Source organism: Streptomyces sp. NPDC091289 (assembly GCF_044757365.1).
GTDB lineage: Bacteria > Actinomycetota > Actinomycetes > Streptomycetales > Streptomycetaceae > Streptomyces.
The window spans coordinates 176,682-199,851 of record NZ_JBIVUT010000002.1 but is presented as its reverse complement, the minus strand read 5'-3'; the positions used below and the strand labels follow the sequence as shown (position 1 = coordinate 199,851).

Sequence of the window (23,170 nt, the reverse complement as noted above, 5' to 3'; positions counted from 1 at the left end):
GTACGGTTCAGGCCTCGGCGCGCAGATAGCGATGGGCGAGGTCGGTGATGTCGGCGATGAGCTCGTCGGCCAGCCGGTCGATGTCCTCGGCTTCGTGATGCAGCAGCGCATGGGTGGCGCCGTACCAGGCGCTGTAGATCAGATTCGCGGCCATGGCGGGGTTCGGGGCGTCGGCCGGCGGGTCCGGACGCTCGGTGATGAGTCGCCGGAACGCTTCGACATGCGCGTTCTCCGGGCTGACCTGGATCTCCGTCGTGGCGTTGATCGGCGTGTGGCCGTACAGCACATCGTGCAGTTCGGCATGTTCCACATAGACGCGGACCGCGTCGCTGAGCCAGGCGTCCAGGCGTCCGACCCAGTCATCGGCGGGCAAGCTCCGCACCGCCGCGTTCTGGCGCTCGACCAGCCGGTCGATGAAACGGGCCCGCACGGCGAGCATGAGGTCGCGCTTGGAGCTGAAGTGCAGATAGAAGGTGCCGATCGAAACACCCGCGCTCTCGGTGATCTCATCGATCCGGGCAACGTCGATGCCCCGCTCGACGAACACCCTCTCGGCCGCGTCCATGAGGTCGGCGCGCCGCTCCTCGGCGGGTTTGGTTCGCGGGCGGCCAGGGGTAGCTCGGCGACGCACACTCATTTCGCGGATTCTACGTGGTGGGCGCGGGGTACAGACCCGGCGGGCTGCCCCTGGCCATCGGCTTCCCACCGGTCGGCACCTTGTTTTGTAAAATGTCACACCGTACATTGCAGGCTCAAGCTGTCCGCGATCGAGGAGGGACGAGCGTGACGCATTCACATCAGGAGGCGGTCGTGGCTGATGAGTCGGGTGAGTCGGGTGAGTCGGACGAGAACAGGACGCGGAAGAACGGCCTCTACGGGGACGTGAGCACCGAGCTCGCCGAGAACATGAAGCAGGGCTGGGCGGACACCGAGCGCCGCGACCTCGAGCCCGTCGCGCAGGCGGCGTACACCGCACGCCGCAGGGCGGCGCTCTCCGCCCTCTTCCCCGGTGAACTGCTGGTGATCCCCGCCGGCAACCCGAAGGTCCGCGCCAACGACACGGACTACCCGTTCCGGCCGTCCTCCGACTACGCCTATCTGACGGGCGACCGGTCGCCGGACTCCGTGCTGGTCCTGGAGCCCGGTCAGGACGGCGGGCACCGGGCGATCGCCTATCTGCGCCCCCGGTCCGACCGCGAGAACGGGGAGTTCTGGCGCGACTACCACGGTGAGCTCTGGGACGGCCGTCGCAACAGCCTCACCGAGAACGAACAGCTCCTCGGCCTGCCCTGCCGCGATGTCCGCACGCTGACCGGACGGCTCGCCGCGGCCACCGGCCCGGTCCGTCTGCTGCGCGGCTACGACGCGGGCGTCGACGCCGCCCTGGACGACAGGGTGACCGCCGAACGCGACACCGGGTTCCGCGTCGCTCTGTCCGAAATGCGGCTGCTCAAGGACGCGTTCGAGATCGCCGACCTGCGTGACGCCTGCCGGGCGACCGCGCGTGGCTTCGAGGACGTCGTACGCGTCCTCGGCACGGACACACCGACCCCGGAGCGGGTCATCGAGGGCACGTTCTGGATGCGTGCGCGGATCGAGGGCAACGACGTCGGCTACGCGTCGGTCTGCGCCGCGGGACCGCACGCCACGACCTTGCACTGGGTCCGCAACGACGGCGAGACCCGGCCGGGCGAACTGCTGCTGGTCGACGCCGGAGTGGAGAGCCGCAACCTCTACACCGCCGATGTCACCCGCACCCTGCCGGTCGACGGCCGCTTCACGCCGGTCCAGCGCCGGGTGTACGACGCGGTGTACGAGGCGCAGTCGGCCGGTATCGCCGCGGTGAGGCCCGGCGCCAAGTACCGGGACTTCCACCACGCGGCCCAGCGGGTTCTGACCGAACACCTCGCCTCCTGGGGCCTGTTCGGCGAGCGGTCGGTGGACGAGGCCTACGAACTCGGGCTGCAGCGCCGCTGGACGCTGGCCGGTACGGGTCACATGCTCGGCCTGGCCGTCCACGACTGCGCGAAGGCCCGCACCGAGCTGTACGTGGACGGCACGCTGGAGGCGGGCATGGTGCTCACCGTGGAGCCGGGTCTGTACTTCCAGTCGGACGACCTGACCGTGCCCGAGGAGCTCCGTGGCATCGGCGTACGGATCGAGGACGACTTCCTGGTCACCGAGGAGGGCAACGAGAACCTCTCGGCCGCCCTTCCCCGGGCGGCCGACGAAGTGGAGGCGTGGATGGCCCGGCTGCGTGGCTGACCACCGGATGACGCGGACGGACCACCGGATGGCACGGACCACCGGACGACGGGAAGGTATGTGATGGATGTGATGGAACAGCAGGACGGCACTCGCGGAGCGCGGAGTCACGATCGTCAGGCGTCGGCCGCCGTGGCCGAGGTCTTTCGGCAGGGGTGGGCGGACACGGAGAGGCGACTTCCGCCCGTCTCCGGGGCCGCGTGTGCGGCCAAGCGGCGTGCGGCGGTGTCCGAGCGGTTCCCCGGCGAGCGGATCGTCGTCCCGGCGGGCGGGCTGAAGACCCGCAGCAACGACTTCGACTACGTCTTCCGGCCGCATTCCGCGTTCATCCATCTCACCGCCGAGCAGGGGACGTCGGCGGTGCCGGACAGCGTGCTCGTCTTCGAGCCCACCGGCAGCGGGCACGAGGTCACCCTGTTCACCCGGCCGCGGTCACCGCGCGACGCCGGTCCGTCCGGGGCGGAGTTCTACAGCGACCGGCAGCACGGTGAGTTCTGGGTCGGCCGGCGCCGGACACTCCGGGAGACCGCCGACGCCCTCGGTATCGAGGCGGTCGCCCGGGACGGCGTGGAGCGGGCGCTCGGCGGCACCGTCCCGACCCGGGTGGTGCGCGGCGAGGACGCGCTCATCGACGCACTGGTCCCGCCGTCCGCACCGGCCGACGCCGAACTGCTCGCCTTTCTGTCGGAGTTGCGCCTGGTCAAGGACGAGTGGGAGATCGAGCAACTCCGCGCCGCCGTGGGGCACACGGTCGCCGGCTTCCACGACGTCGTCGGCGAACTGCCCCACGCCACCCGCCTCGCCCGGGGCGAGCGCTGGGTGGAGGGCACCTTCAACCGGCGGGCCCGGCTGGAGGGTTACGGCCTGGGGTTCGAGACCATCGCGGCGGCCGGCGCGCACGCGTGTGTACTGCACTGGATGCACAACGACGGCCCGGTCCGGGAAGGGGAGCTGCTCCTGCTGGACGCGGGCGTCGAGGCCGACTCGTTCTACACCGGGGACGTCACCCGGACGCTGCCGGTCGGCGGACGCTTCACGGATGTCCAACGCCGCGTGTACGAGCTGGTGTTCGCCGCCCAGTCGGCGGGCATCGCCGCCCTGCGGCCCGGTGCTCCGTACGGCGCCTTCCACGACGCCGCGACGCGCGTCATCGCCGAGGGGCTCGACACCTGGGGCCTGCGGCCCGGTGGCGGGTCGATCCCGCACGAGGCCGACCTGTACCGCCGGTACACGGTCTGCGGTACGGGCCACATGCTCGGCCTGGACTGCCACGACTGCGCGGCCGCCCGCAGCGAGACGTACGTTGGCGGCGTGCTGGAGGAGGGCCATGTGCTCACCGTCGAGCCCGGGCTGTACTTCCAGCCCGACGACCTGACGATCCCCGAGGAGCTGCGCGGTATCGGCGTGCGGATCGAGGACGACTTCGTCATCACGGCCGACGGTGCGGAGTGTCTGTCGTCGGGCCTGCCGCGCGGTGCGGACGAGGTCGAGGCGTGGATGGAGGCGCTGCGGTGACGAATCCGGGGTCCCGGGGCTCCCGGGGCCCCGGTGCGCACAGGGCGGCCGCCCACATGCAGTCGGTGGCCGCCCTCGTCACGCTCGCTCAATAACCGTCGCTTTCCGTGCACTTGTGATCGAGGCCAGATCACCTCTGTGCGATCGGTGCGCAGATTTTTCGGAGATTCACCCATCCGGAGGGGCGCACTACGGCATAGGATCATGCCGCGCGCCCCTGGGGCCTCTTCTGCCCCACCAGCATCGTTTCCCATAGCAGCACGCCCTCACCGACACCCCCCACAACCCGTTAACAGGTATCCGCGTGTCACCGATATTCGAGCCCGGTTCCGGCGACGGAGCCGCGCAGTGAAAATCAATCGTCGCCTCGTACTTCTCGTCACCGCACCGCTCACCGTGGCCGTCGCCTTCTCGGTTCTCGCCCTCGCACCCGCGACGAACCAGGCGCTCCAGGCCGACCGGCTGACCTCGATGGTCGACGCCGCCGACGGAGCGAGCGAGTTGGCCCACCGATTGCAGCGTGAGCGGGCGGCGGCCACCGCTCTGATCTCCGAACAGGGAGACGCGGAAGCGTTCCGGTTACGCGCCAAGGCCACCGACGAGAGCATCGCCGGGTTCCGCGCCCGGACCAAGGGGCTCTCCTCCGTACCCGGCAGCGCACAGGGCGCCCTGGACCGGATCGAGCGCTTCATCGAGGAGATGCCCGGGCTGCGCGCCCAGGTGCGCTCGGGCAGCAGCACCGTCTCCGCCCTCGCCTTCGGCTATCGGATCGTGATCGCCGACCTCAACAGCTACCGCGACGGCATCGCGCAGGCCGACGGCGTCGACGCCGACATCGCGGATCGGATCCGCGCCGCCGCCGCCCTGACCGAGGCCGCCGAGCACACCGCCCAACAGCAGGTCACCGTGGCGAGGGCACAGGCCGCGGGCGGTTTCACCACCGCCTCGCAGCGGACCTTCGACGCCGGCCGGATGGGTTACACCAGGTCGGTCGGCGTCATGTTCGACCTCGGGCCGGGCGAATGGCGGACCTGGCTGGAGCGCACCCTCTCCGGGGCGAAGGCGCTGGAGGCCCGACGACTCGAGGACGAGATCGGACGCACGGACGCCGGCAAGAGCATCACGGTCACGCCGGAGGCATGGCAGAAGGCCGCCAACGACCGCCAGGAGCTACTGCGTTCGGTGGAGAAGCGGGTCGACGCCGCTGTCCTCGCCGAGGTCTCCGACGTCCGTACGACGCTCATGTGGACGGCCGGCGCGGAGGTCGCCCTGGTGGTGCTGACCCTGGTCGGCGTCGTCGTCGTCGCGATCCGCCTGGGGCGCGTCATGATCCGGCGGCTGCGCGATCTGCGCAACGCCGCGCACGAGGTCGCCCACTCCGGGCTGCCCGCCGTGATGAGCGAGCTGTCCCAGCCCGGCGCACTGCGCGGCGCGACGCCCGAGGAGGTGGCCCGGCGGACCGGCGACCCGGTCAGGACCACGGGCGAGGACGAGATCGGCGAGGTCGGTGAGGCGTTCAACGCCGTCCACCACGAGGCCGTCCGGCTCGCCGCTCAACAGGCGTATGTTCACGAGCAGTTGGCCGAGACGCTGGTCGGTGTCGCCCGCCGGGGAGCCCGGTTGACCGCCGTCATGGTGTCCGAGCTGGACACCGTGCAGCGCGACGAGGCCGACCCCGTACGGATGAAGACCCTCTTCGCTCTCGACCACCTCGCCGTCCGCATGGAGCGCAACACCAACAACCTTCTGGTGCTGGGTGGTTACGGAAACGCCCGGGTGCGCTCCGCCGACGTCGGGTGCTCCACCGTCATCGTGGCCGCCGCCCAGCAGATCGAGCGGTTCGACCGCGTCTCGCTCGGCGTGATCGAGGCGGGGATCGGCATCACCGCCCGCGCCGTGCACGACGTGGCGCACATCCTGGCGGAACTGCTCGACAACGCGACCCGGTACTCGCCCCCGGACAAGCAGGTCGGGGTCGCCGTCTGGCGGCTGTGGGACCGGGCCGTCGTGCAGATCGTCGACGAGGGAGTGGGCATCACGGCGGAACGCCGCGCGGTCCACAACGCCGCGCTGCTCGAACCGCAGGCGGGCATCGGCGACGTACGGTCCATGGGTCTGCATGTGGTGGCGCGGCTCGCCGCACGCCACGGCATCGTGGTCGAACTGCGCGACTCCTCGGGCCCCGGCACCATCGCCGAGGTCACGCTGCCCGCGAAGGTGCTGGCGTTGAACCTGCGGGAGGACCAGGGGCAGCCGCGGCCGGGCGGGCCCGCCGACGCGGTCGGCAACGATGTCGGCTACGAGGCGCCCCGGCCGATCACCCCGCCGGGGCCGGGGGGCCGCCTGCAGCCGGCCGGATCGGGCGCGCGGCCCGAGCGCGGGAGCGCCCGGGTCGGTGCGGAGGTCGGCACGCGTGAGCGGGGGCACGACACCGCACCGGCACCCGCACCTGCACCCGCTCCCGTACATGAACATGAACGTGAGCGGGGGCGTGAGCGTGAGCGGGGGCTCGACAGCGCGCCCGCGCCGCATCCCGTGCACGACGAGCCCGCGCCGCAGGTCGCCGGGGTCAGTTCGTCAGGGCTGCCCCTGCGGCAGCGCAGAGCACCTCAGCAGTGGCCCGCCGCGGGCAAGCGGGACGGCGCCGAACAGCGCCCCGGCGCCGGTGCCCCGCGGCCGTCGCCCCGCCGCCGGGACTCCCGGCAGGTCTCCGACGTGCTGGCGGCCTACGCCCAGGGGATCAACCGGAGCACGAACCACCGGGGGCGTTCCGCCCCGGACGACAACACCGAACGGACCGAGAAATGACCACCTCCTCCGACCTGAGCTGGATCCTGAGCGATTTCGCCGGGCGCCTCCCCGAAGTCACCCAGGCGATAGCCGTGTCCGTGGACGGACTCGCGCTGGCATACACCGGCGTGGAACGCGACGACGCCGAGCGGCTGGCCGCCATCGCGTCCGGCGTCGTCAACCTGCTGTCCGCAGCCGCCCAGTTGACCAACACCGACCCCGTGGAGCACAGCCTCACCGCGATGGAGGGCGGCTACATGTTCTCGATGGCCGTCTCCAGCGGCGCCTCGCTGCTCGTGACCACCACCAGGGACGCGGACATCGGTGAGGTCAGCTACATGATGTCCGAACTGATCAACCAGGTCGGCGACTCGCTGTCCCCCCAGGTCCGCGACTCGATCCCGCAGCCGCCGCGCTGATCCCCGGCCCGGCCGCACCGGCCGGCGCTCCCGCCATCCCCGTTCCTCCCCTCCACCCCTGATGAGAGCCCTCATGTTCTTCTTCGCACCGTCCCGTCCCTGCCGCAGCAGATTCCGGCCGGCCGGCGCTGCCGTCCTCGCCCTCGGCCTGGCGGCCGTCACCGGGTGCAGCGGCGACAGCGGCGCCGGCGACGACACCGTGAAGATCGGTCTCGTGGCCTCCCTGTCGGGCACCTACGAGCCGGTCGGCACGGAGCTGCGGGACGGCTTCAAGCTGTATCTGGACACCCACGACAACAAGCTGGGCGGCCGCAAGGTCGAGCTCATCGTGGCGGACGAGGGCGACGGCCCGCCGACCGCCGTGCCCGCGGCCACCAAGCTGGTCAAGAAGGACAAGGTCGACGTGTTGACGGGGCTCGTCGGCGGCGGCTCGGTCAACGCGGTGCTGCCGTTGATCCAGCAGGCCAAGATCCCCTTCCTGGGGTCGAACGCCCGGCCTCCGGTCAAGGACATCGAGTACGTCTGGACGACGAGCTTCCTCTCCGACGAACCGGGCAAGGCCATCGCCCCGTACATCAAGGAGAAGGTCGACGGGCCGGTCTACGCGATCGGCCCCGACTACCAGGGCGGTCACGACGAACTGCGCGGATTCACCGACGAGTTCAAGCGGGTGAAGGGCAAGCTCGCCAATCCGGACGGCAAGACCACCTGGACGCCGTTCCCGAAGACGACCAACTTCATGCCGTACTTCGCGGAGATCGCCAAGACGGACGCCAAGGCGGTGTACTGCTTCTACGCCGGCAAGGCCGCGATCGACTTCGCCAAGCAGTACGCCCAGTCGGACATCGCCGATCTGCCGCTGTACACGGCCTTCGTCACCGAGGGCAGCGTTCTCCAGGCCCAGGGCCCCGCGGCGAAGGACATCTACTCCGTCCTGAACTACGCGGCCGACCTCGACAACGAGGCGAACCGTACGTTCGCCGCCGACTGGACGGCGGAGCACGACACCCAGCCCACCACCTACGCGATGGCGTCGTACGACGCGGCCGCCGTGCTGGACAAGGCGATCGCCGACGCGGCGAAGGACGGCGACGTGACGTCGCAGACCATCAACAAGGCCATCGCGGGTCTCGGCCAGATCGACAGCCCGCGCGGCGCCTGGGAGTTCGGCGACAAGGCGCACTCGCCGGTGCAGACGTGGTACCTGCGCCAGGTGCGGCCGGACGGCTCCCAGTTGGCCAACGTCATGGTCCAGGACCTGGCGACGCTCGGCAGCTGACATGGATCTTCTGGATGCCCACCTCATTCCGGCGGTGGACGGAGTGGCCTTCGGGCTGCTGCTGTTCGTGGTCGCCGCCGGTCTGAGTCTCGCCTTCGGCACGGCGGGTGTGCTGAATCTGTCGCACGGCACGCTGTACGCGATCGGCGCCTATACGGGGGCCGAGCTGAGCGACGGGACCTGGGGCGGGCTCGCCCTCGGGCTGGCCGCCGGGACCGCGGCGGCGTGCGTCGCCGGGGCGGGGCTGTCCGCAGCGACGGCTCCGCTCGCCCGGCGTGGGCATCTGGCGCAGGCACTGCTGACGTTCGGGCTCGCCCTGATCGGCGGGGATCTGCTCATCCAGTTCTTCGGGGCGGACGAACTACCCGTACGCGTACCCGAGGCGCTCGACTCCTCGGTGACGCTGCTGGGGCACCGCTACCCCGCCTACCGGCTCTGCTTCATCGTGATGGCCGTGCTGCTCGCGGCGTTCGGGACCTGGGTGCTGACCCGGACCCGGATGGGTGCGGCGGTACGGGCCGCCGCCGACGATCCGCAGATGCTCGCGGCCACCGGCCACAGTCCCCGGGCGGTGCACACCGGCGTCCTCGCGGCGGCGGGTGCGCTGGCCGGGGCGGCGGGCGTGCTCGGGGCGCCGATCATCGGCCCCGGGCCCGGTACGTCCGAGACCGTGCTGATGCTGTCGCTCGTGGTGGTCGTGCTCGGCGGGCTGCGCTCGCTGTGGGCGACCTTCTTCGCGGCGATCGCCGTGGGCGAGGTGCAGACGCTGGGCGTCTCGGTGGCGCCCGAGCTGGCGCCGTATCTGCTCTTCGCCGCGATGGCCGCGGTGCTGGTGCTGCGCTCCCGCTTCGCGGAACCGGCGACGGCGCACGGCCCCGAGGGCCCTGCTCCGGATCCGGTCGCCCGGCTCCGGAGCCACCTCGCCGGCCGCCTGCGACGCCGGCCGCGCGGGGCGGCGCGAACGGGACCGGGACCGGCAGCGGAGGTGTCGGGGGCCGTCAAGGTGGGCGGGGCGCCGGATGCGGACCGGGCCGTCGCCGTGCCCCGCGCGGGCAGGAGCCTCCTGCCGGCGTGGACCGGCCGGCTGCCGGGCGGGTCCGCGTGGCGGCAGGCGGCTCCGCTGCTCGTCCTGCTCGTGGTGCTGATCGCCCTGCCGGCCCTGCTCGACGCGTACAGCATCTCGCTGGCCGGCTCCGCACTGGCCCTCGGGCTGCTCGCGGTCAGCGTCACCATCCTCACCGGCTACGCCGGACTGCCCACCCTCGGGCAGACCGCTCCGTTCGCCGTGGGCGCGTACGCCACCGCGAACCTCGCGGACGCGGGCTGGACCGTGGGCCCCGTCCAGATCGTCCTCTCGGCGCTCGCCGCCGCGGTCTTCGCCGCGGTGGTGGGGCCCGCGGTGATCCGGGCCCGCGGCACCACCGTCCTGATGATCACGCTCGCCGTCGGCGAGCTGACCGGGGCGGTCGTCAACCAGCTCAAGTCCGTCACCGGCGGCGCCGACGGTCTCGTCGGTTTCCCGGCCACGCAGGCGCTGTGGGGCGGGGAGGGGATGCTGGAGGAGAGCGAGCTCTACACCTACGCGCTCGTCGTCGCCGCCGTCGCCGTCGCTGTCACCCTGCTCGTCCTGCGCTCCCCGGCGGGGAAGCTGCTGACCGGCACCCGGGGCGCGGAGGCGCGGATGCGCGCCTCCGGCCATCCGGTGGGGCGGTACCTGCTGGTGGCCCATGTCTGCGCGGGCGCGCTGGCCGGTGTGGGCGGTTCGCTGATGGTGACCGTCCAGCAGTACCTCTCCCCCGCCGACGTCGGGTTCGAGATCGCCGCGTTCGCCCTGCTGGCGGTGGTCATCGGCGGTACGACGTCCGTGGTCGGGGCGCTGCTGGGCGCCGGGCTCATCGTCGCCACCCGGGACTGGGTCGCCGGTTCCTGGCCCGGCCACGGTCCGCTGCTGCTCGGCGTGCTGTTCGTCGCCACCGTGTACCTGCTGCCGCGCGGGCTGGCGGGTCTGCGCGGCGGCGGATCCGGCGGCGGGGGCGGGCCGTCCTCCGACGCTCCCCGGAGCGAGGATCATCCGCCGCCCGCTCCCGCCTCGGCCCCCACCGGGAAGGTCTCCCCATGACACCCGCACCGACCCCCGCGGCCCCGGAACCGGCATCGGCACCGGCATCGGCACCGGAGGCGACGCCCCCCGTCCTGGACCTCACCCGGCTCACCCGCAGATACGGCACGCTCACCGCCGTCGACGACGTCGGCCTGCGGCTCCCGGCGGGCGCCCGGCACGCCGTCATCGGCCCCAACGGCGCGGGCAAGACCACCCTGCTCAACCTCATCGCGGGCACGGACCGGCCCGACCACGGCACGATCGTCCTGGACGGCACCGACATCACCCGTACGTCCACGGCCAGGCGGAGCCGTCTCGGCATCGCCCGCAGCTTCCAGCAGCCGTCGGTGATAGCCGAGTTGTCGGTGCTGGACAACATCGTCCTGGCCGGCTGGCCGCACCACCCGAAGCGCCGCGGGGCCTGGCGCCGCCCGTCCCGCTACCGGCTGCACACCGAGTCCGCGGGCCGTCATCTGGAGACCGTCGGCCTCGCGGACCTCGCCCATCGGCCGGCCGCCACGCTCTCGCACGGGCAGCGCCGCATGCTCGACCTCGCCGCCGCGCTGGCGGGCAACCCCCGGCTGCTGCTCCTGGACGAACCCGCGGCCGGACTGACCGACGGCGACATCGGCCGGCTGCTCGGCATCCTCGGCGGTCTGCCGGCAAGCGTCGCGGTCATCCTGGTCGAGCACCATGTCGAGGTGGTCGCGCAACTCGCCGCGACCGTAACGGTGTTGGCTGCCGGGAAGGTGCTGCTCACCGGCCCGACCCAGGAAGTGCTGGCGCATCCCGAGGTCCGCGACGCGTACCACGGGCCCGCCCGGTCCGCCGCCGAAGCGGCGTCCGTCACCGAAGCGAGAGGATGACCGGCCCCCGATGCTCGAACTCACCGGCCTGACCGCGGGCTACCACGGCGGCACCGTCCTCCACGGCCTCGACCTGTCGGTGCCCGCCGGCACGGTCCACGCCCTCGTCGGCCACAACGGCGCCGGCAAGACCACCCTCGTCCACACCGTCGCCGGGCTGATGCGCCCGAGCGCCGGAACCGTCACCCTGGACGGCCGCGATGTGACGGGCCGGCCCGCGCACCGGATCGCCCGCGCCGGGATCGGGCTCGTACCGCAGGGCCGTCGGGTGTTCGCCGGGCTCACCGTCGACGAGCATCTGCGGCTCTCCTACCGTCCGCCGCGCCGCGGGGACACGACGCGCCCCAGCGTGTGGACCCCCGCGCGCGTTCTGGAACTGCTGCCCCGGCTGGGCGAGCGGCGGGGCAACCGGGGTACGGATCTGTCCGGCGGCGAACAGCAGATGCTGGCGCTGGCCCGCGCACTCCTCGGCTCGCCCCGGGTGCTGCTGCTCGACGAGCCGACCGAGGGACTCGCGCCCGTACTCGTGCGCCAGGTACACGAGTTGGTGGCCACGCTGGCGGACGAGGGCATCGCCGTACTGCTGGTGTCCCCCAGCCCGGCGCAGGCCGTCGAGTCCGCCCGGGCGCTCACGGTGCTCACCTCGGGGCGGATGACGCTGCGCATGACCGGGGAGGAAGCCCGCGCCGACGCCACCGCGCTGCACGCGGCGCTGGAGCTGACGGCGACGGCGACGGCGGCCTGAGGCGCGAGCGGAAAAAATCCGCGGCGCCCGGCCCCTGCCCGCCCCCTACCCGGCCTTCATGCTGTGGCCGCCGAAGCCGCTGCGCCGGTCGGAGCCCTTGTTCTGGTCCTGCCACCACGCATCGAACTCGGGCTGCCCCATGGCGGACCAGTCCGGTGTGTTCTCGACCTGCGCGCCGCCCATCCGGCGGGCGAGCGCGACCATGGCGGACCCGACGGGCCCGCGCCCGGCGTCGTAACGCTCCAGGACCTCCTTCCAGCTGCTCCCGGCCTTCCAGGCGGCCTCCAGGGCGGTGGCGTCCTGGAGCGCCTTCACGCTGCCGCCACCGATGTGCGGCCGGGCGACGCTGGCGGCGTCGCCGACGAGCACCATCCGGCCCGAGGTGTAGTGCGGCACCTCCAGGTCGTAGATGGGCTGGATGAAGGTGGTCTCGGCGGGGGTCCGGAGCACCCTGGCGGCCCAGTACGGCGGGAAGTTGTCGGCGACCAGGGCCCGCAGACGCGCGGTGAGCTCGGAGTTGAGCCGGCCCGGCGGGAGGGAGGTGGGCGTCCGGAGGTCGGGGTGGAGGCCGTCCGTCCGCGGAGGCGCGGTGTAGAGCACCCAGTTGAGCAGGTGCCCGCCCACGCCGTCCGGGATGCGGTAGATCATGCAATGGCCGCCGGGGAAGACGATGTTGTGCGCGTCCTCGCCGTCCGACGGGAGGTCCGCGACGTCCGGCGACGTGCCGCGCCAGCCGATGTATCCGGCGTACGTGGCGTCCGCGCCGGGGAACATGGCCTCGCGGACGACGGAGCGGTATCCGTCCGCCCCGATCACGACGTCGAAGTGCTCCCGCTGCCCGTCCGCGAGCCGGAGCGTCACCCCGTCGGCGTCCGGCTCCACCCCGGCGACCACCGCCCCGGACCGGTAGGAGACCCCCTCGGGCACCCGGCGGCGCAGCTCGCTCCACAGGGAGCCCCAGCTGTAGGCGCGGAAGGGGAACGGCTGCTCGCCGACGGCCCTGCCGTGCTCGGCCTCGCCGTCCCGTACGCTCCACACCCGCCGGGTCAGCGGCGCCCACGGCATCTCCGGCGCGACGTACCCGGCTTCCCGCAGCTCGTCGTACCGGTCGCTGTGGAGGGCGATCCCCACCCCTCGGTCACGGAGCCGGGCATCGGCACGCTCGAGGACGGTGACCCTTTCGGCTCCCCCGCGCGACGCGGCCAGGGCCGCGGCACACCCCGCTATGCTGCCGCCGACCACGGCGATGCTGCCTCCACGCATGACTGGCGCTCCACTCACTCGGTGTACCGGTCGCCGTTGCGTCGCACGCTGTTGCCGCGACGGCGCGACCGGGCGAAATCACCCTGTATCAGGGCCTGTTGACCGGCCCGTGACCTGCGGTCAGGGCCCGGACGGGATCCTATCGAGGAGGAGCGCCCGGCCTGTGGGCCAGGGCATCCGGCGGCGAACGGGTGCGCCCCTCGGCTCCCGGCCCCCGCCACCGTGTGCTCCGGTCGGCCCCGCCCGCGCTGCGTACCCGACCGGCCCCCCTTACTGTCTGTGCTGACGTCGCCACGCTGGGAGCCGGTCACCGCCGGGGCCCGCATCCGGCGGGGCGTCCGCCCCAGCCCCGTACAGGAGGAACCCATGCCGGAGCTGTTCATCGATGGCCAGTGGACCGCTGCCGCCGAGGGGCGGACGCGGGAGATCCGCTGTCCGGCCGACGGCACGCTGGTGGCCACGGTCGACGAGGGCGGGGCCGAGGACGCCGCCGCTGCCGTCGCCGCGGCCCGGCGGGCCTTCGACCACGGGGCCTGGCCGGGGACGCCCGCCGCCGAGCGGGGGCGGTTGCTGCTGCGGGTGGCGGAGCTGCTGGAGCGGGACAAGGACGTCTTCGCGCGGGCCGAGTCGCTGGACACGGGGAAGCGGCTGGTCGAGAGCGCCTACGACATGGACGACATCGCGAACTGCTTCCGGTACTTCGGCAGCCTCGCCGGCGCCGGGGGCACCGACCGGGTCGTCGACACCGGGAACGCGGACACGGACAGCCGTATCGTCCACGAGCCCGTCGGAGTGTGCACGCTCATCACGCCATGGAACTATCCGCTGCTCCAGACCGCCTGGAAGGTCGGCCCGGCGCTCGCGGCCGGCAACACGTTCGTCCTCAAGCCGAGTGAGCTGACCCCGCACACCGCCATCCTGCTCATGGGGCTGCTGGCCGAGGCCGGGCTGCCGGACGGGGTGGCCAATCTGGTGCTCGGGGCGGGGGGTGTCGTGGGCGCACCGCTGACCGAGGATCCGCGCGTGGACATGGTGTCGTTCACCGGGGGGCTCGTCACCGGGCGGCGCATCATGGCCGCCGCCGCGCCCACCGTGAAGAAGGTCGCCCTGGAGCTGGGCGGCAAGAATCCCAACATCGTCTTCGCCGACGCCGACTTCGACACCGCCGTCGACTACGCGCTGACGGCGGTCTTCCTGCACGCGGGGCAGGTCTGCTCCGCCGGGGCGCGGCTCCTCGTACAGGACGAGCTGCACGACCGGTTCACCGACGAGCTGGTGGCGCGGGCCCGCCGGATCAGGCTCGGCGGGCCGTTCGACGAGGACGCGCGCAGCGGGCCGCTGATCTCCGCCGCGCACCGGGACAAGGTCGAGGCGTATGTGGCCGAGGGCATCGCCGAGGGCGCGGTGCTGCGCTGCGGGGGCGCGCGGCCCGACGATCCGGCGCTGGCGGGCGGCTTCTACTACCTGCCCACCGTGCTGGACGAGTGCGCCACCTCGATGTCCGTGGTGCGGGACGAGTCGTTCGGTCCGGTGCTCACGGTCGAGCGGTTCCGGGACGAGGACGACGCGGTCCGGCTGGCCAACGACACCGTGTACGGGCTGGCGGGGGCGGTCTGGACGCAGGACGGCGGGCGCGCCCACCGGGTGGCCTCGCGGCTGCGCGCGGGCACCGTGTGGATCAACGACTTCCACCCCTACGTACCGCAGGCGGAGTGGGGCGGCATGAAGCAGTCCGGCTTCGGCCGCGAGCTGGGTCCGGCCGGTCTCGCGGAGTATCAGGAGGCCAAGCACATCTGGCGCAATGTCGCGGCGGTTCCCCAGCGGTGGTTCGAGTGAATCCGGACAGCGGTACGGGGCCCGGGACGCCCCACCGCTCCTCCCCCGTTCCCGTCGGCCGGTCGAATTCTGGAGACCCGATGCCCGCATCAAGCCCTGCACCCGTGTTCGATTACGTCGTCGTCGGCGGCGGTACGGCCGGTGCGGTCATCGCCGCCCGGCTCACCGAGGATCCCTCCGTCACCGTCTGCGTACTGGAGGCGGGTCCCTCGGATGTCGGGGACGACAGCATCCTGCGGCTGGAGCGGTGGATGGCGCTGCTGGAGTCCGGTTACGACTGGGACTATCCGGTGGAGCCGCAGGAGAGCGGCAACAGCTTCATGCGGCACGCCCGCGCCAAGGTGCTCGGCGGCTGCTCCTCGCACAACTCGTGCATCGCCTTCTGGGCCCCCGCCGAGGACCTCGACGAGTGGGGCGCGCTGGGCTGCACCGGGTGGAGCGCGGCGGACTGCTTCCCGCTCTACCAGCGGCTGGAGACGAACGACGCGCCCGGCGACCACCACGGCCGCTCCGGTCCGGTCACCATCCGGACCGTGCCGCCCCGCGACCCGTGCGGTACGGCTCTGCTGGAGGCCTGCGCGGCGGCGGGCATCCCCACCGTGCCGTTCAACACGGGCTCCACGGTGATCCGGGGCGCGCACTGGTTCCAGATCAACGCCCGCGAGGACGGCACCCGTTCCTCGGCCTCGGTGTCGTATCTGCACCCGGTGCTGGGAAAGCGGCCCAACCTGGAGGTACGGACGGGGCTCCAGGCGAAGCGGCTGCTGTTCGACGGGGACCGGTGCTCCGGGGTGGAGTACCTGGAGCCCGACACCGTCCACAGCGGGGCGGTGCACGCGCGGCGCGAGGTGATCGTCTCCTGCGGCGCGATCGACTCCCCGAAGCTCCTGATGCTGTCCGGCATCGGCCCGGCCGGGCATCTGCGGGACACCGGGGTGGACGTACGGGTGGACTCCCCCGGGGTCGGCTCGCACCTCCAGGACCACCCGGAGGGCGTGATCATGTGGGAGGCGAAGCGGCCCATGGTCACCACCTCCACCCAGTGGTGGGAGATCGGGATCTTCGCGGACACCGAGCCGGGGCTCGACCGGCCGGACCTGATGTTCCACTACGGCTCGGTGCCGTTCGACCTGAACACCTACCGGCGCGGCTACCCGACCTCGGACAACGCGTTCTGCCTGACCCCGAACGTCACCCGCGCCCGGTCCCGGGGCACGGTGCGGCTGCGGACCCGGGACTTCCGGGACAAGCCCCGGGTCGATCCGCGCTACTTCACCGACGAGCACGACGTACGGGTGATGACGTACGGGCTGCGGCTGGCGCGGGAGATCGCGGCGCAGCCCCGGATGGCGGACTGGGTGGGTACGGAACTGGCTCCGGGGCCCGGCACGACCACGGACGCGGAGCTGTTCGACTACATCCGTGAGACGCACAACACCGTGTACCACCCGGCCGGGACCGTCCGGATGGGCCCGGTGGAGGACGTGGATTCGCCGCTCGACCCGCAGCTGCGGGTCAAGGGGGTCCGGGGGCTGCGGGTGGCCGACGCGTCCGTCATGCCGTTCCTGCCGACGGTCAATCCGTGCATCACCACGATGATGATCGGCGAGAAGTGCGCCGATCTGATCAAGGAAGGCCCTCTCCCCGTCACCGCCTGACTATTCGTACACATGCTCGAATAGCGTTACGCTCTCCCCATGGCCGTACACCTGCAGAGCTCCCTCTTCGACCAGGAGACCGAGGTCGGCACCCGCCCCCTGAGCGGACTGCGGCGTACCGATCTGGGGCACGGGGCCTGGATCGACGTACTGCCGCAGTGGCTCCGGGGCGCGGACACGCTGTTCGAGACGCTGGTACGCGACGTCGCCTGGCGGGCCGAGCAGCGCGTCATGTACGAGCGCGTGGTGGCCGTCCCCCGGCTGCTGGCCTTCTTCGGCCGCCACGATCCCCTGCCGCATCCGGCCCTGGAGGCCGCCCGTACCGAGCTCGGCGAGCATTACGCGGCCGAGCTGGGCGAACCGTTCACCACGGCGGGGCTGTGCTTCTACCGGGACGGGCGGGACGGGGTCGCCTGGCACGGGGACACCATCGGCCGGGGAAGCACCGAGGACACCATGGTCGCGATCCTCTCGCTGGGCGCTCCCCGGCACCTCGCGCTGCGGCCGCGCCGCCCCGGCCCCGCCCCCGTCCGCAGGCCGCTCGGCCACGGCGACCTGATCGTCATGGGCGGCAGTTGCCAGCGCACCTGGGAGCACGCGATCCCCAAGACCGCGCGGGGCGTCGGGCCGCGCGTCAGCGTGCAGTTCCGGCCCGACGGGGTGCGCTGACCCCGATGCCCGGCGGGCCCGGCCCGGGTCACCGCGGTTGTGCCGGTCCCGGGCAGGGCGGATTCTGAGGGTAATGAACCGGGCCGGGGTCGCGCCGTGAGCGCGGCGAGTGCGGCGGAGAGCGCCGATTTCCGTGGCCCCCTGGACATCACCAGGGCGGCCACGGTGGTCCTGGACGCCGAGAGCACCGTCATCGGCTGGAGCCCCGCGGCCGCCGAGCTCCTCGGCTACCGTCCCGCCGATGTCCTGGGGCGGCCCCTGAGCGCGTTCCTCTCGGTCCACCCGGTAGGCGGCACTCCCCCGGCCGGAGTACCGGGCGCAGCTCCGGCCGGCGTACCGGGCGGAGCAGCCGGTGCCGCCGGAACCACGGGTCCCGGCCTCGGGCCGCCGTCCCTCGTCGGCAACGCGATCCACCTGGCCCGCGCCCGGGACGGCCGCGAGCTGCTGGTGGCGACGGCGACCTGCCCGCTGCCGGGCGGGAGCGCGGACGGCGCGGCGCCGGGCGCTCCGGACCGGATCCTGGTGGCGGCCGAGGTGGGGGCGCTGCGGGACTGGGAGTCGCGGCTCGCCCTGCTCCAGGGGGTGGCCACCAAGTCGCCCGTCGGCCTGGCCATCTACGACACCGACCTGCGGCTGACCTGGAGCAACACCGCTTTCGAACGGGAGATCGGGCAGCCACTGGCCGCGTTCCGGGGCAAGCGGGCCGACGAGCTGTATTCCGGGGGCACCTTCGTCAACCCCGGCTACCCACAGACGCTCGACGGCGTCATGCACCAGGTGCTCGACACCGGGGAGCCGATCCTCGACCTGCACTTCCGGGGGCAGCCGCCCAGCGACCCGGGGCGTGACCACCTGTGGTCCTGCGCCTACTACCGGCTGGAGGACGCCCACGGGCATGTGTTCGGCGTGTGCGAGGACGCCTTCGACATCACCGACCGCTACCGGGTCCAGGAGCGGCTGACCCTCCTCGTCGAGGCGGGCCGCAGGATCGGCACGGTCCTGGACGTGGCCACCACCGCCGAGGAGATCGCCGAGGTCGCCGTGCCGGACTTCGCCACCACCGTCCGGGTGGATGTGACCCGGGCGGCGGTGACCGGGGAGACGGCGGCGGTGGGCAGCCCGGCGGACATGTCCCTGCTGCGGGTCGCGGAACGCTCGGAACCGGGGGCCCGCGCCCCGGACCCCGGCCTCCCGGAGACCGGTCCGCCGGGTGCGGACACCCCCGGAGTGGGCCTCCCCGTGACGGCTCAGGGCTCCGGGAACCCCGGCGGGCCCCGGGGGCCGTATCCGCCGGTCGTCTATCCGCCCGGCTCCCCGCAGCACCGCAGCCTCTCCTCCGGCGGGCTCGTGCTCGACGAGGGCGCCCTCGTCGTCCCGCTGCGGGCCGGGGGCGGCATCCTCGGGCTCGTCACCTTCGACCGCGGCGTGGGCCCCGAAGCCCCGGCCCGGGCGCTCGCCCCCGACAGGGCGAACACGTTCGACAACGGCGAGGTCGCCCTGGCCGACGAGCTGGCGGCCCGGGCCGCGGTCTGCATCGACAACGCGCGCCGCTACACCCGCGAGCGCACCGCTTCCCTCGCCCTCCAGCGGCAGTTGCTGCCCCATCACCTGCCGCCGCAGTCCGCGGTCGAGACCGCCTACCGCTATCTGCCGGCGGACGATGTGACCGGCGTCGGCGGGGACTGGTTCGACGTGATCCCGCTGTCCGGGACCCGGGTCGGGCTCGTCGTGGGGGACGTGGTCGGGCACGGGCTCCAGGCGGCCGCCACCATGGGCCGGCTCCGCACCTCCGTCCGGGCCTTCGCCCAGCTCGACATGGCCCCCGACGAGCTGCTGACCCGGCTGGACGACCTGGTGGGGCAGCCCGCGGAGGAGCGGTCGGACGTCCACGGCGGGGCCGTCGAGACGTACGACGTGACCACCGGGGCGACCTGTCTGTACGCGGTCTACGACCCGGTCTCCCGGCGCTGCGTCATGGCCCGGGCCGGGCATCTGCCGCCGGCGATCGTCGATCCCGGCGGCCGGGTGTCGTTCCCGGACCTGCCCGCCGGGCCGCCGCTGGGGCTGGGCGGTCTGCCGTTCGAGTCGATGGAGATCGACCTGCCGGTGGACAGCCTGCTGGCGCTGTTCACCGACGGTCTGGTCGAGGCCCGGGACCACGACATCGGCCAGGGCCTCGACGCGCTGGGCCGGGTGCTCGGGGACCGTTCCGCGTCGTTGGAGGAGCTGTGCGACCGGGCGGTGTCCGAGCTGGTGCCCGGCGGCACCAGCGCCGACGACACGGCCCTGCTCCTGGTCCGCACCCGCGAGCTGGACGCGGAACGGGTGGCCGACTGGGAGCTGACCGCCGAACCGGTGTCGGTGGGCCGGGCCCGCGAGCTGGCCACCGGGCAACTGACGGCCTGGGGCCTGGAGGAGCTGTCGTTCGCGACCGAGCTGGTCGTGAGCGAGCTGGTCACCAACGCGGTCCGGTACGGGGGCGGGCCCCTGGGACTGCGCCTCATCCGGGACCGCACCCTGGTGTGCGAGGTCGCGGACACCGGCCACACCTCTCCGCATCTGCGGCACAGCGCGGAGGACGACGAGGGCGGGCGCGGCCTGTTCATCGTGGCGCAGCTCGTCCAGCGGTGGGGCACGCGGTACACCCCGACCGGGAAGACCATCTGGACCGAGCAGGCCCTCCCTCCCGCCGGATCCGGCTGACCGTTCCGGCCGGATCCGGCTGACTCCCACCGCCCTGCGGCCGGGACCGGCCACTTTGTTGACAACCCAACAGACATCGACTTAGGTGTGCCTTACCTAAGTCGACTGGGTGTCCGTGGTTCTGGTTACCGATGCCGAGAAAGGTGCTCATCTCATGAGTGCTGTTCCCTCCACCCGTACCGTCGCCCGCACGGGCCTCGCCGCGTTCGCCGCCGCCGCGCTGGCCGTGACCTTCGCCTCCCCCGCCGCCGCCGCGACCGGTACCCGTACGGTCACCGACGGGGGTACCACCTACAACCTGTCGCTCACCGCGCCCGACACCGCGGCCGCCGGGGGCGCGAACATCACCGTCACCGGCAGCGGTTACAACACCGCCCGGGGTGTGTACGTGAGCCTGTGCGTGGTGGACGGGGCGCAGGGCGACAACAAGCCCTCGCCGTGTCTCGGCGGCCAGGACGAGTCCGGCACCACCGGCGCCTCGCACTGGGTGTCCGACCTGGGCGGCGGCCTCCCCAACACCTCGCCCTTCGGCGCGGGCGGCACCTTCAGCGTCCAGATACACGTCAAGGCCGATCTCGGCGGCGGCAACGTCTGCGGCGACACCGTCGAGTGCGCCGTCGTGACCCGCGCCGACCACACCGACACCAACAACCGCGCGTACGACGTCCACGCTCCCATCGACTTCGTGTAGCACCACGCAACTCCGTTCAGCAGCCCAGCCATTCGCCCGGTCCCGGCAGCTCGTGCCGGGGCCGGGCTCCCACGCGTCGTGACGAGGAATCACATGACATCCACTCCGGGCACCGCTCCCGGCACCCCGCCGAGCGGCCGCGGCACACTGAGACGCCGGGCGGGTACGGCCGCCGTCGCCGCCCTGCTGCTCGCGGCGATCCCCGCGGGCGCGGCGGTCAGCGCCGACGCCGGCACCCCGAGGACCGCCACCGGTCCGCAGGGACAGAAGCTCACGGTCTCGGCCACCACCGGACTCGACCCGGCCGGGGAGAAGGTCCGGGTCACCGGCGAGGGGTACGGGCTCACCACCGGCATCTACGTCGCCCTCTGCAAGGACAACGGCGACAACCGGGTGCCCTCCCCCTGCCTCGGCGGCGCGGACATGAGCGGCGGTTCGAAGACCTCGCAGTGGATCGTGCCCCCGGGCGACCCGTACGAGGGCGATCTCGCGCTGGCCTTCGGGCCCGGCGGAACGTTCGACGTGGAGATCGAGGTCACCGCGAAGGGCGACGGCCTCGACTGCGCCGAGGTGTCCTGCTCCGTCGTCACCCGCGCCGACCACCGCGCGGCCGGCGACCGTGCGCAGGACGTCCGCATACCCGTCGCCTTCGCGGGCCAGGAGCCCGGCGAACCGGGCGGCGAGGGCGTCGACGTGCCCGCGGGGACCGTCTCCTACCAGGCCGCCGCCGACTTCACCTCGGCCGGCAAGCCGCTGGACCTGCTGCTGCACCCCGAATCGAAGAAGCTGTACGTCGGGGCGGACAACCTCCCCGACACGGCCGACGTCGACGAGCGCGGGCTGTATGTGCTGAACCCCGAGGACGGGACGCCCGAGAGCTGGGTCAGCCTGGCTCCCGGCTCCACCGGCGAGCTGCGCGCCTCGACGGCCGCCCGCATCTCGGGGCCGCTGCCGGGCGACGGCGTCGTCTACAACTACCCGCTGCGGGGCGTCGGGAGCGCCAAGGCGGGTGACGAGGCGGCCTCGGGCGTCTGGCTCGCCGGGTCCACGATCACCGACATCGCCCCCGGTACGACTCCGGAGACGGTGCTGGTCGCCCAGGGCGCGAAGCTCTCCGAGATCGAGCGGGCGACCGGCGAGGCCACCCGGAGTCTCACCCTGCCGGGCGGCACGCAGTTCGCCGCCGATCCCGAGCGGGGCGCGCTCTGGTACAGCGACTTCGCGGCCGGGAAACTGCACCGGGTCGACCTCGCGTCGTTCGAGGTCACCGGCTCCTTCGAGCTGCCCGGTGCGCAGGGGACGGCCGGATTCACCGAGACCGACCCGGCCACCGGCGCGGTGTGGGTCGGGGTCAACCGGTCCGTGCTGGTCTTCGACGCCGCGGGCACGCTGGTCAGGACGCTCGTCGGCGAGGACCTGGCCCGCGACGCCGCGTTCGACCCGCGGAGCGGCCTGGCCTTCGTCGTCTGGCAGGACGGCGGAAACCTCTCCGACCCGGCCAACGACAACAACGGCACGCTGACCGTGTACGGCAGCGAGGACTTCGCCGTGGCCGCGAAGGACGTGTCGCTGCCCGGCAACCACTCGCAGTCCGGCGCGGCCTCGCTCGCCGTCGAGCTGGGCGGCGCCACGGTCTTCGTGACCAGCCCCGCCGAGGGGAAGATCACCAAACTGGTCCGGCAGGTCTCGCCCCTGGTGACCCGCGCGCCCGCCGACGTCACGGCGAAGGACGGCGAGGAGGTCACCCTCACCGCCGAGGCGGAGGGCACCCCGGAGCCCACGGTCCGGTGGCAGGTCAGCACCGACGACTCGCAGACCTGGAAGGACGTCGAGGGCGCGGACGGGCCCGCCCTCGTGTTCACCGCGCGGACGGCACAGGACGGCTACCGCTACCGCGCCGAGTTCCGCAACGACGTCGGCACCACCCGGACCACCGCCGTGACACTCTCCGTCGGCGCGGCCACGGGCGGCGGGGACACGGGCGGCGACACCGGCGACACCGGCGGCACCGGAGATGCCTCGAACGGCGGTGGCAACACGGGAGGTGACGACTCAACAGGTGGCGGCGGTGACAGCGGTACGCAGTCGAGCGGCGGCTCCGGCTCCACCGGTACGGCCGGCGGCTCCGGCTCCGGCTCCGGCTCCGCGGTCGGCGGATCCGGCTCCGCCGTCGGCGGTGGCGTCGCGGGCGGCACCGGTGCCACCCCCACATCCGGCGGCGGCAGCCTGGCCGCCACCGGGGCCACTGTGATGTCGGTAACTCTCGCAGCAGCGGCGCTCGTTGGCGCCGGGCTGCTGGTCCACCGGCGTGCGAGGAGGCGCACGGAGGGCGCGTTCTGACTCCGTAGCAACCCCGCAGCGACCCTCACC

16 protein-coding genes are annotated in these 23,170 nt (G+C 72.8%); 14 read left to right on the top strand and 2 right to left on the bottom strand.

Features of this window, described 5'->3' with window-relative positions; genetic code table 11:
* Positions 1 to 7 precede the first annotated feature (7 nt).
* Positions 8 to 637: a TetR/AcrR family transcriptional regulator gene (locus tag ACIQPT_RS02985; protein WP_401152032.1), complete on the bottom strand. Its 630-nt coding sequence runs from the start codon at positions 635 to 637 to the stop codon at positions 8 to 10.
* A 92-nt stretch (positions 638 to 729) separates the two neighbouring features.
* Here ACIQPT_RS02985 and ACIQPT_RS02980 point away from each other — a divergent pair, with 92 nt between their 5' ends.
* The 8 genes from ACIQPT_RS02980 to ACIQPT_RS02945 all read left to right on the top strand — a co-directional run bounded on the left by ACIQPT_RS02980 (position 730) and on the right by ACIQPT_RS02945 (position 11,980).
* The gene (locus ACIQPT_RS02980) at positions 730 to 2,265 is read left to right on the top strand and encodes an aminopeptidase P family protein (protein WP_401152029.1); all 1,536 of its coding nucleotides are present in this window, start codon (positions 730 to 732) and stop codon (positions 2,263 to 2,265) included.
* A gap of 72 nt (positions 2,266 to 2,337) precedes the next feature.
* On the top strand, positions 2,338 to 3,780 hold the full coding sequence (locus tag ACIQPT_RS02975) for an aminopeptidase P family protein (RefSeq protein WP_401152027.1): 1,443 nt from the start codon (positions 2,338 to 2,340) through the stop codon (positions 3,778 to 3,780).
* Between the two features lie 348 nt (positions 3,781 to 4,128).
* The gene (locus tag ACIQPT_RS02970) at positions 4,129 to 6,588 is read left to right on the top strand and encodes a nitrate- and nitrite sensing domain-containing protein (protein ID WP_401152024.1); all 2,460 of its coding nucleotides are present in this window, start codon (positions 4,129 to 4,131) and stop codon (positions 6,586 to 6,588) included.
* Positions 6,585 to 6,989, top strand: a complete 405-nt coding sequence (locus ACIQPT_RS02965) for a roadblock/LC7 domain-containing protein (protein WP_401152021.1) — start codon at positions 6,585 to 6,587, stop codon at positions 6,987 to 6,989. The genes ACIQPT_RS02970 and ACIQPT_RS02965 overlap by 4 nt, the downstream gene beginning before the upstream one ends.
* A gap of 73 nt (positions 6,990 to 7,062) precedes the next feature.
* Positions 7,063 to 8,268, top strand: coding sequence for an ABC transporter substrate-binding protein (locus tag ACIQPT_RS02960; RefSeq protein ID WP_401152019.1), 1,206 nt, complete (start codon positions 7,063 to 7,065; stop codon positions 8,266 to 8,268).
* Position 8,269: 1 nt separating this feature from the next.
* Entirely contained in the window at positions 8,270 to 10,387 is a 2,118-nt protein-coding gene (locus tag ACIQPT_RS02955) for a branched-chain amino acid ABC transporter permease (protein ID WP_401152017.1), read from the top strand.
* The gene (locus ACIQPT_RS02950; RefSeq protein ID WP_401152014.1) at positions 10,384 to 11,235 is read left to right on the top strand and encodes an ABC transporter ATP-binding protein; all 852 of its coding nucleotides are present in this window, start codon (positions 10,384 to 10,386) and stop codon (positions 11,233 to 11,235) included. Before ACIQPT_RS02955 ends, ACIQPT_RS02950 begins: the two co-directional genes overlap by 4 nt.
* A 10-nt stretch (positions 11,236 to 11,245) precedes the next feature.
* The gene (locus ACIQPT_RS02945; RefSeq protein ID WP_401152011.1) at positions 11,246 to 11,980 is read left to right on the top strand and encodes an ABC transporter ATP-binding protein; all 735 of its coding nucleotides are present in this window, start codon (positions 11,246 to 11,248) and stop codon (positions 11,978 to 11,980) included.
* 45 nt (positions 11,981 to 12,025) lie between these two features.
* On the opposite strand, the gene ACIQPT_RS02940 is transcribed toward ACIQPT_RS02945, so the two are convergent.
* Positions 12,026 to 13,243, bottom strand: coding sequence for an FAD-dependent monooxygenase (locus ACIQPT_RS02940; protein WP_401152009.1), 1,218 nt, complete (start codon positions 13,241 to 13,243; stop codon positions 12,026 to 12,028).
* 366 nt (positions 13,244 to 13,609) lie between these two features.
* Here ACIQPT_RS02940 and ACIQPT_RS02935 point away from each other — a divergent pair, with 366 nt between their 5' ends.
* The 6 genes from ACIQPT_RS02935 to ACIQPT_RS02910 all read left to right on the top strand — a co-directional run bounded on the left by ACIQPT_RS02935 (position 13,610) and on the right by ACIQPT_RS02910 (position 23,140).
* Positions 13,610 to 15,079 (top strand): aldehyde dehydrogenase family protein, encoded by a 1,470-nt coding sequence (locus tag ACIQPT_RS02935; protein WP_401152006.1) that lies wholly within the window; start codon positions 13,610 to 13,612, stop codon positions 15,077 to 15,079.
* 80 nt (positions 15,080 to 15,159) lie between these two features.
* Positions 15,160 to 16,737: a GMC family oxidoreductase gene (locus tag ACIQPT_RS02930; protein ID WP_401152004.1), complete on the top strand. Its 1,578-nt coding sequence runs from the start codon at positions 15,160 to 15,162 to the stop codon at positions 16,735 to 16,737.
* Positions 16,738 to 16,776: 39 nt separating this feature from the next.
* Positions 16,777 to 17,406, top strand: coding sequence for an alpha-ketoglutarate-dependent dioxygenase AlkB (locus ACIQPT_RS02925; RefSeq protein ID WP_401152002.1), 630 nt, complete (start codon positions 16,777 to 16,779; stop codon positions 17,404 to 17,406).
* 96 nt (positions 17,407 to 17,502) lie between these two features.
* Entirely contained in the window at positions 17,503 to 20,109 is a 2,607-nt protein-coding gene (locus tag ACIQPT_RS02920) for a SpoIIE family protein phosphatase (RefSeq protein ID WP_401152000.1), read from the top strand.
* Between the two features lie 154 nt (positions 20,110 to 20,263).
* Entirely contained in the window at positions 20,264 to 20,800 is a 537-nt protein-coding gene (locus tag ACIQPT_RS02915; protein WP_401151997.1) for a hypothetical protein, read from the top strand.
* A gap of 93 nt (positions 20,801 to 20,893) precedes the next feature.
* Positions 20,894 to 23,140: a hypothetical protein gene (locus ACIQPT_RS02910; protein WP_401151994.1), complete on the top strand. Its 2,247-nt coding sequence runs from the start codon at positions 20,894 to 20,896 to the stop codon at positions 23,138 to 23,140.
* The last annotated feature ends 30 nt before the right edge of the window (positions 23,141 to 23,170 follow it).

Bases quoted from the DNA above. Each gene is read 5' to 3' on its own strand.
- ACIQPT_RS02940 (WP_401152009.1), bottom strand. From the start codon at position 13,243: ATGCGTGGAGGCAGCATCGCCGTGGTCGGCGGCAGCATAGCGGGGTGT.
- ACIQPT_RS02930 (WP_401152004.1), top strand. From the start codon at position 15,160: ATGCCCGCATCAAGCCCTGCACCCGTGTTCGATTACGTCGTCGTCGGC.
- ACIQPT_RS02975 (WP_401152027.1), top strand. From the start codon at position 2,338: ATGGAACAGCAGGACGGCACTCGCGGAGCGCGGAGTCACGATCGTCAG.
- ACIQPT_RS02980 (WP_401152029.1), top strand. From the start codon at position 730: ATGTCACACCGTACATTGCAGGCTCAAGCTGTCCGCGATCGAGGAGGG.
- ACIQPT_RS02910 (WP_401151994.1), top strand. From the start codon at position 20,894: ATGACATCCACTCCGGGCACCGCTCCCGGCACCCCGCCGAGCGGCCGC.
- ACIQPT_RS02985 (WP_401152032.1), bottom strand. From the start codon at position 637: ATGAGTGTGCGTCGCCGAGCTACCCCTGGCCGCCCGCGAACCAAACCC.
- ACIQPT_RS02935 (WP_401152006.1), top strand. From the start codon at position 13,610: ATGCCGGAGCTGTTCATCGATGGCCAGTGGACCGCTGCCGCCGAGGGG.
- ACIQPT_RS02965 (WP_401152021.1), top strand. From the start codon at position 6,585: ATGACCACCTCCTCCGACCTGAGCTGGATCCTGAGCGATTTCGCCGGG.
- ACIQPT_RS02915 (WP_401151997.1), top strand. From the start codon at position 20,264: ATGAGTGCTGTTCCCTCCACCCGTACCGTCGCCCGCACGGGCCTCGCC.
- ACIQPT_RS02945 (WP_401152011.1), top strand. From the start codon at position 11,246: ATGCTCGAACTCACCGGCCTGACCGCGGGCTACCACGGCGGCACCGTC.
- ACIQPT_RS02950 (WP_401152014.1), top strand. From the start codon at position 10,384: ATGACACCCGCACCGACCCCCGCGGCCCCGGAACCGGCATCGGCACCG.
- ACIQPT_RS02960 (WP_401152019.1), top strand. From the start codon at position 7,063: ATGTTCTTCTTCGCACCGTCCCGTCCCTGCCGCAGCAGATTCCGGCCG.
- ACIQPT_RS02955 (WP_401152017.1), top strand. From the start codon at position 8,270: ATGGATCTTCTGGATGCCCACCTCATTCCGGCGGTGGACGGAGTGGCC.
- ACIQPT_RS02925 (WP_401152002.1), top strand. From the start codon at position 16,777: ATGGCCGTACACCTGCAGAGCTCCCTCTTCGACCAGGAGACCGAGGTC.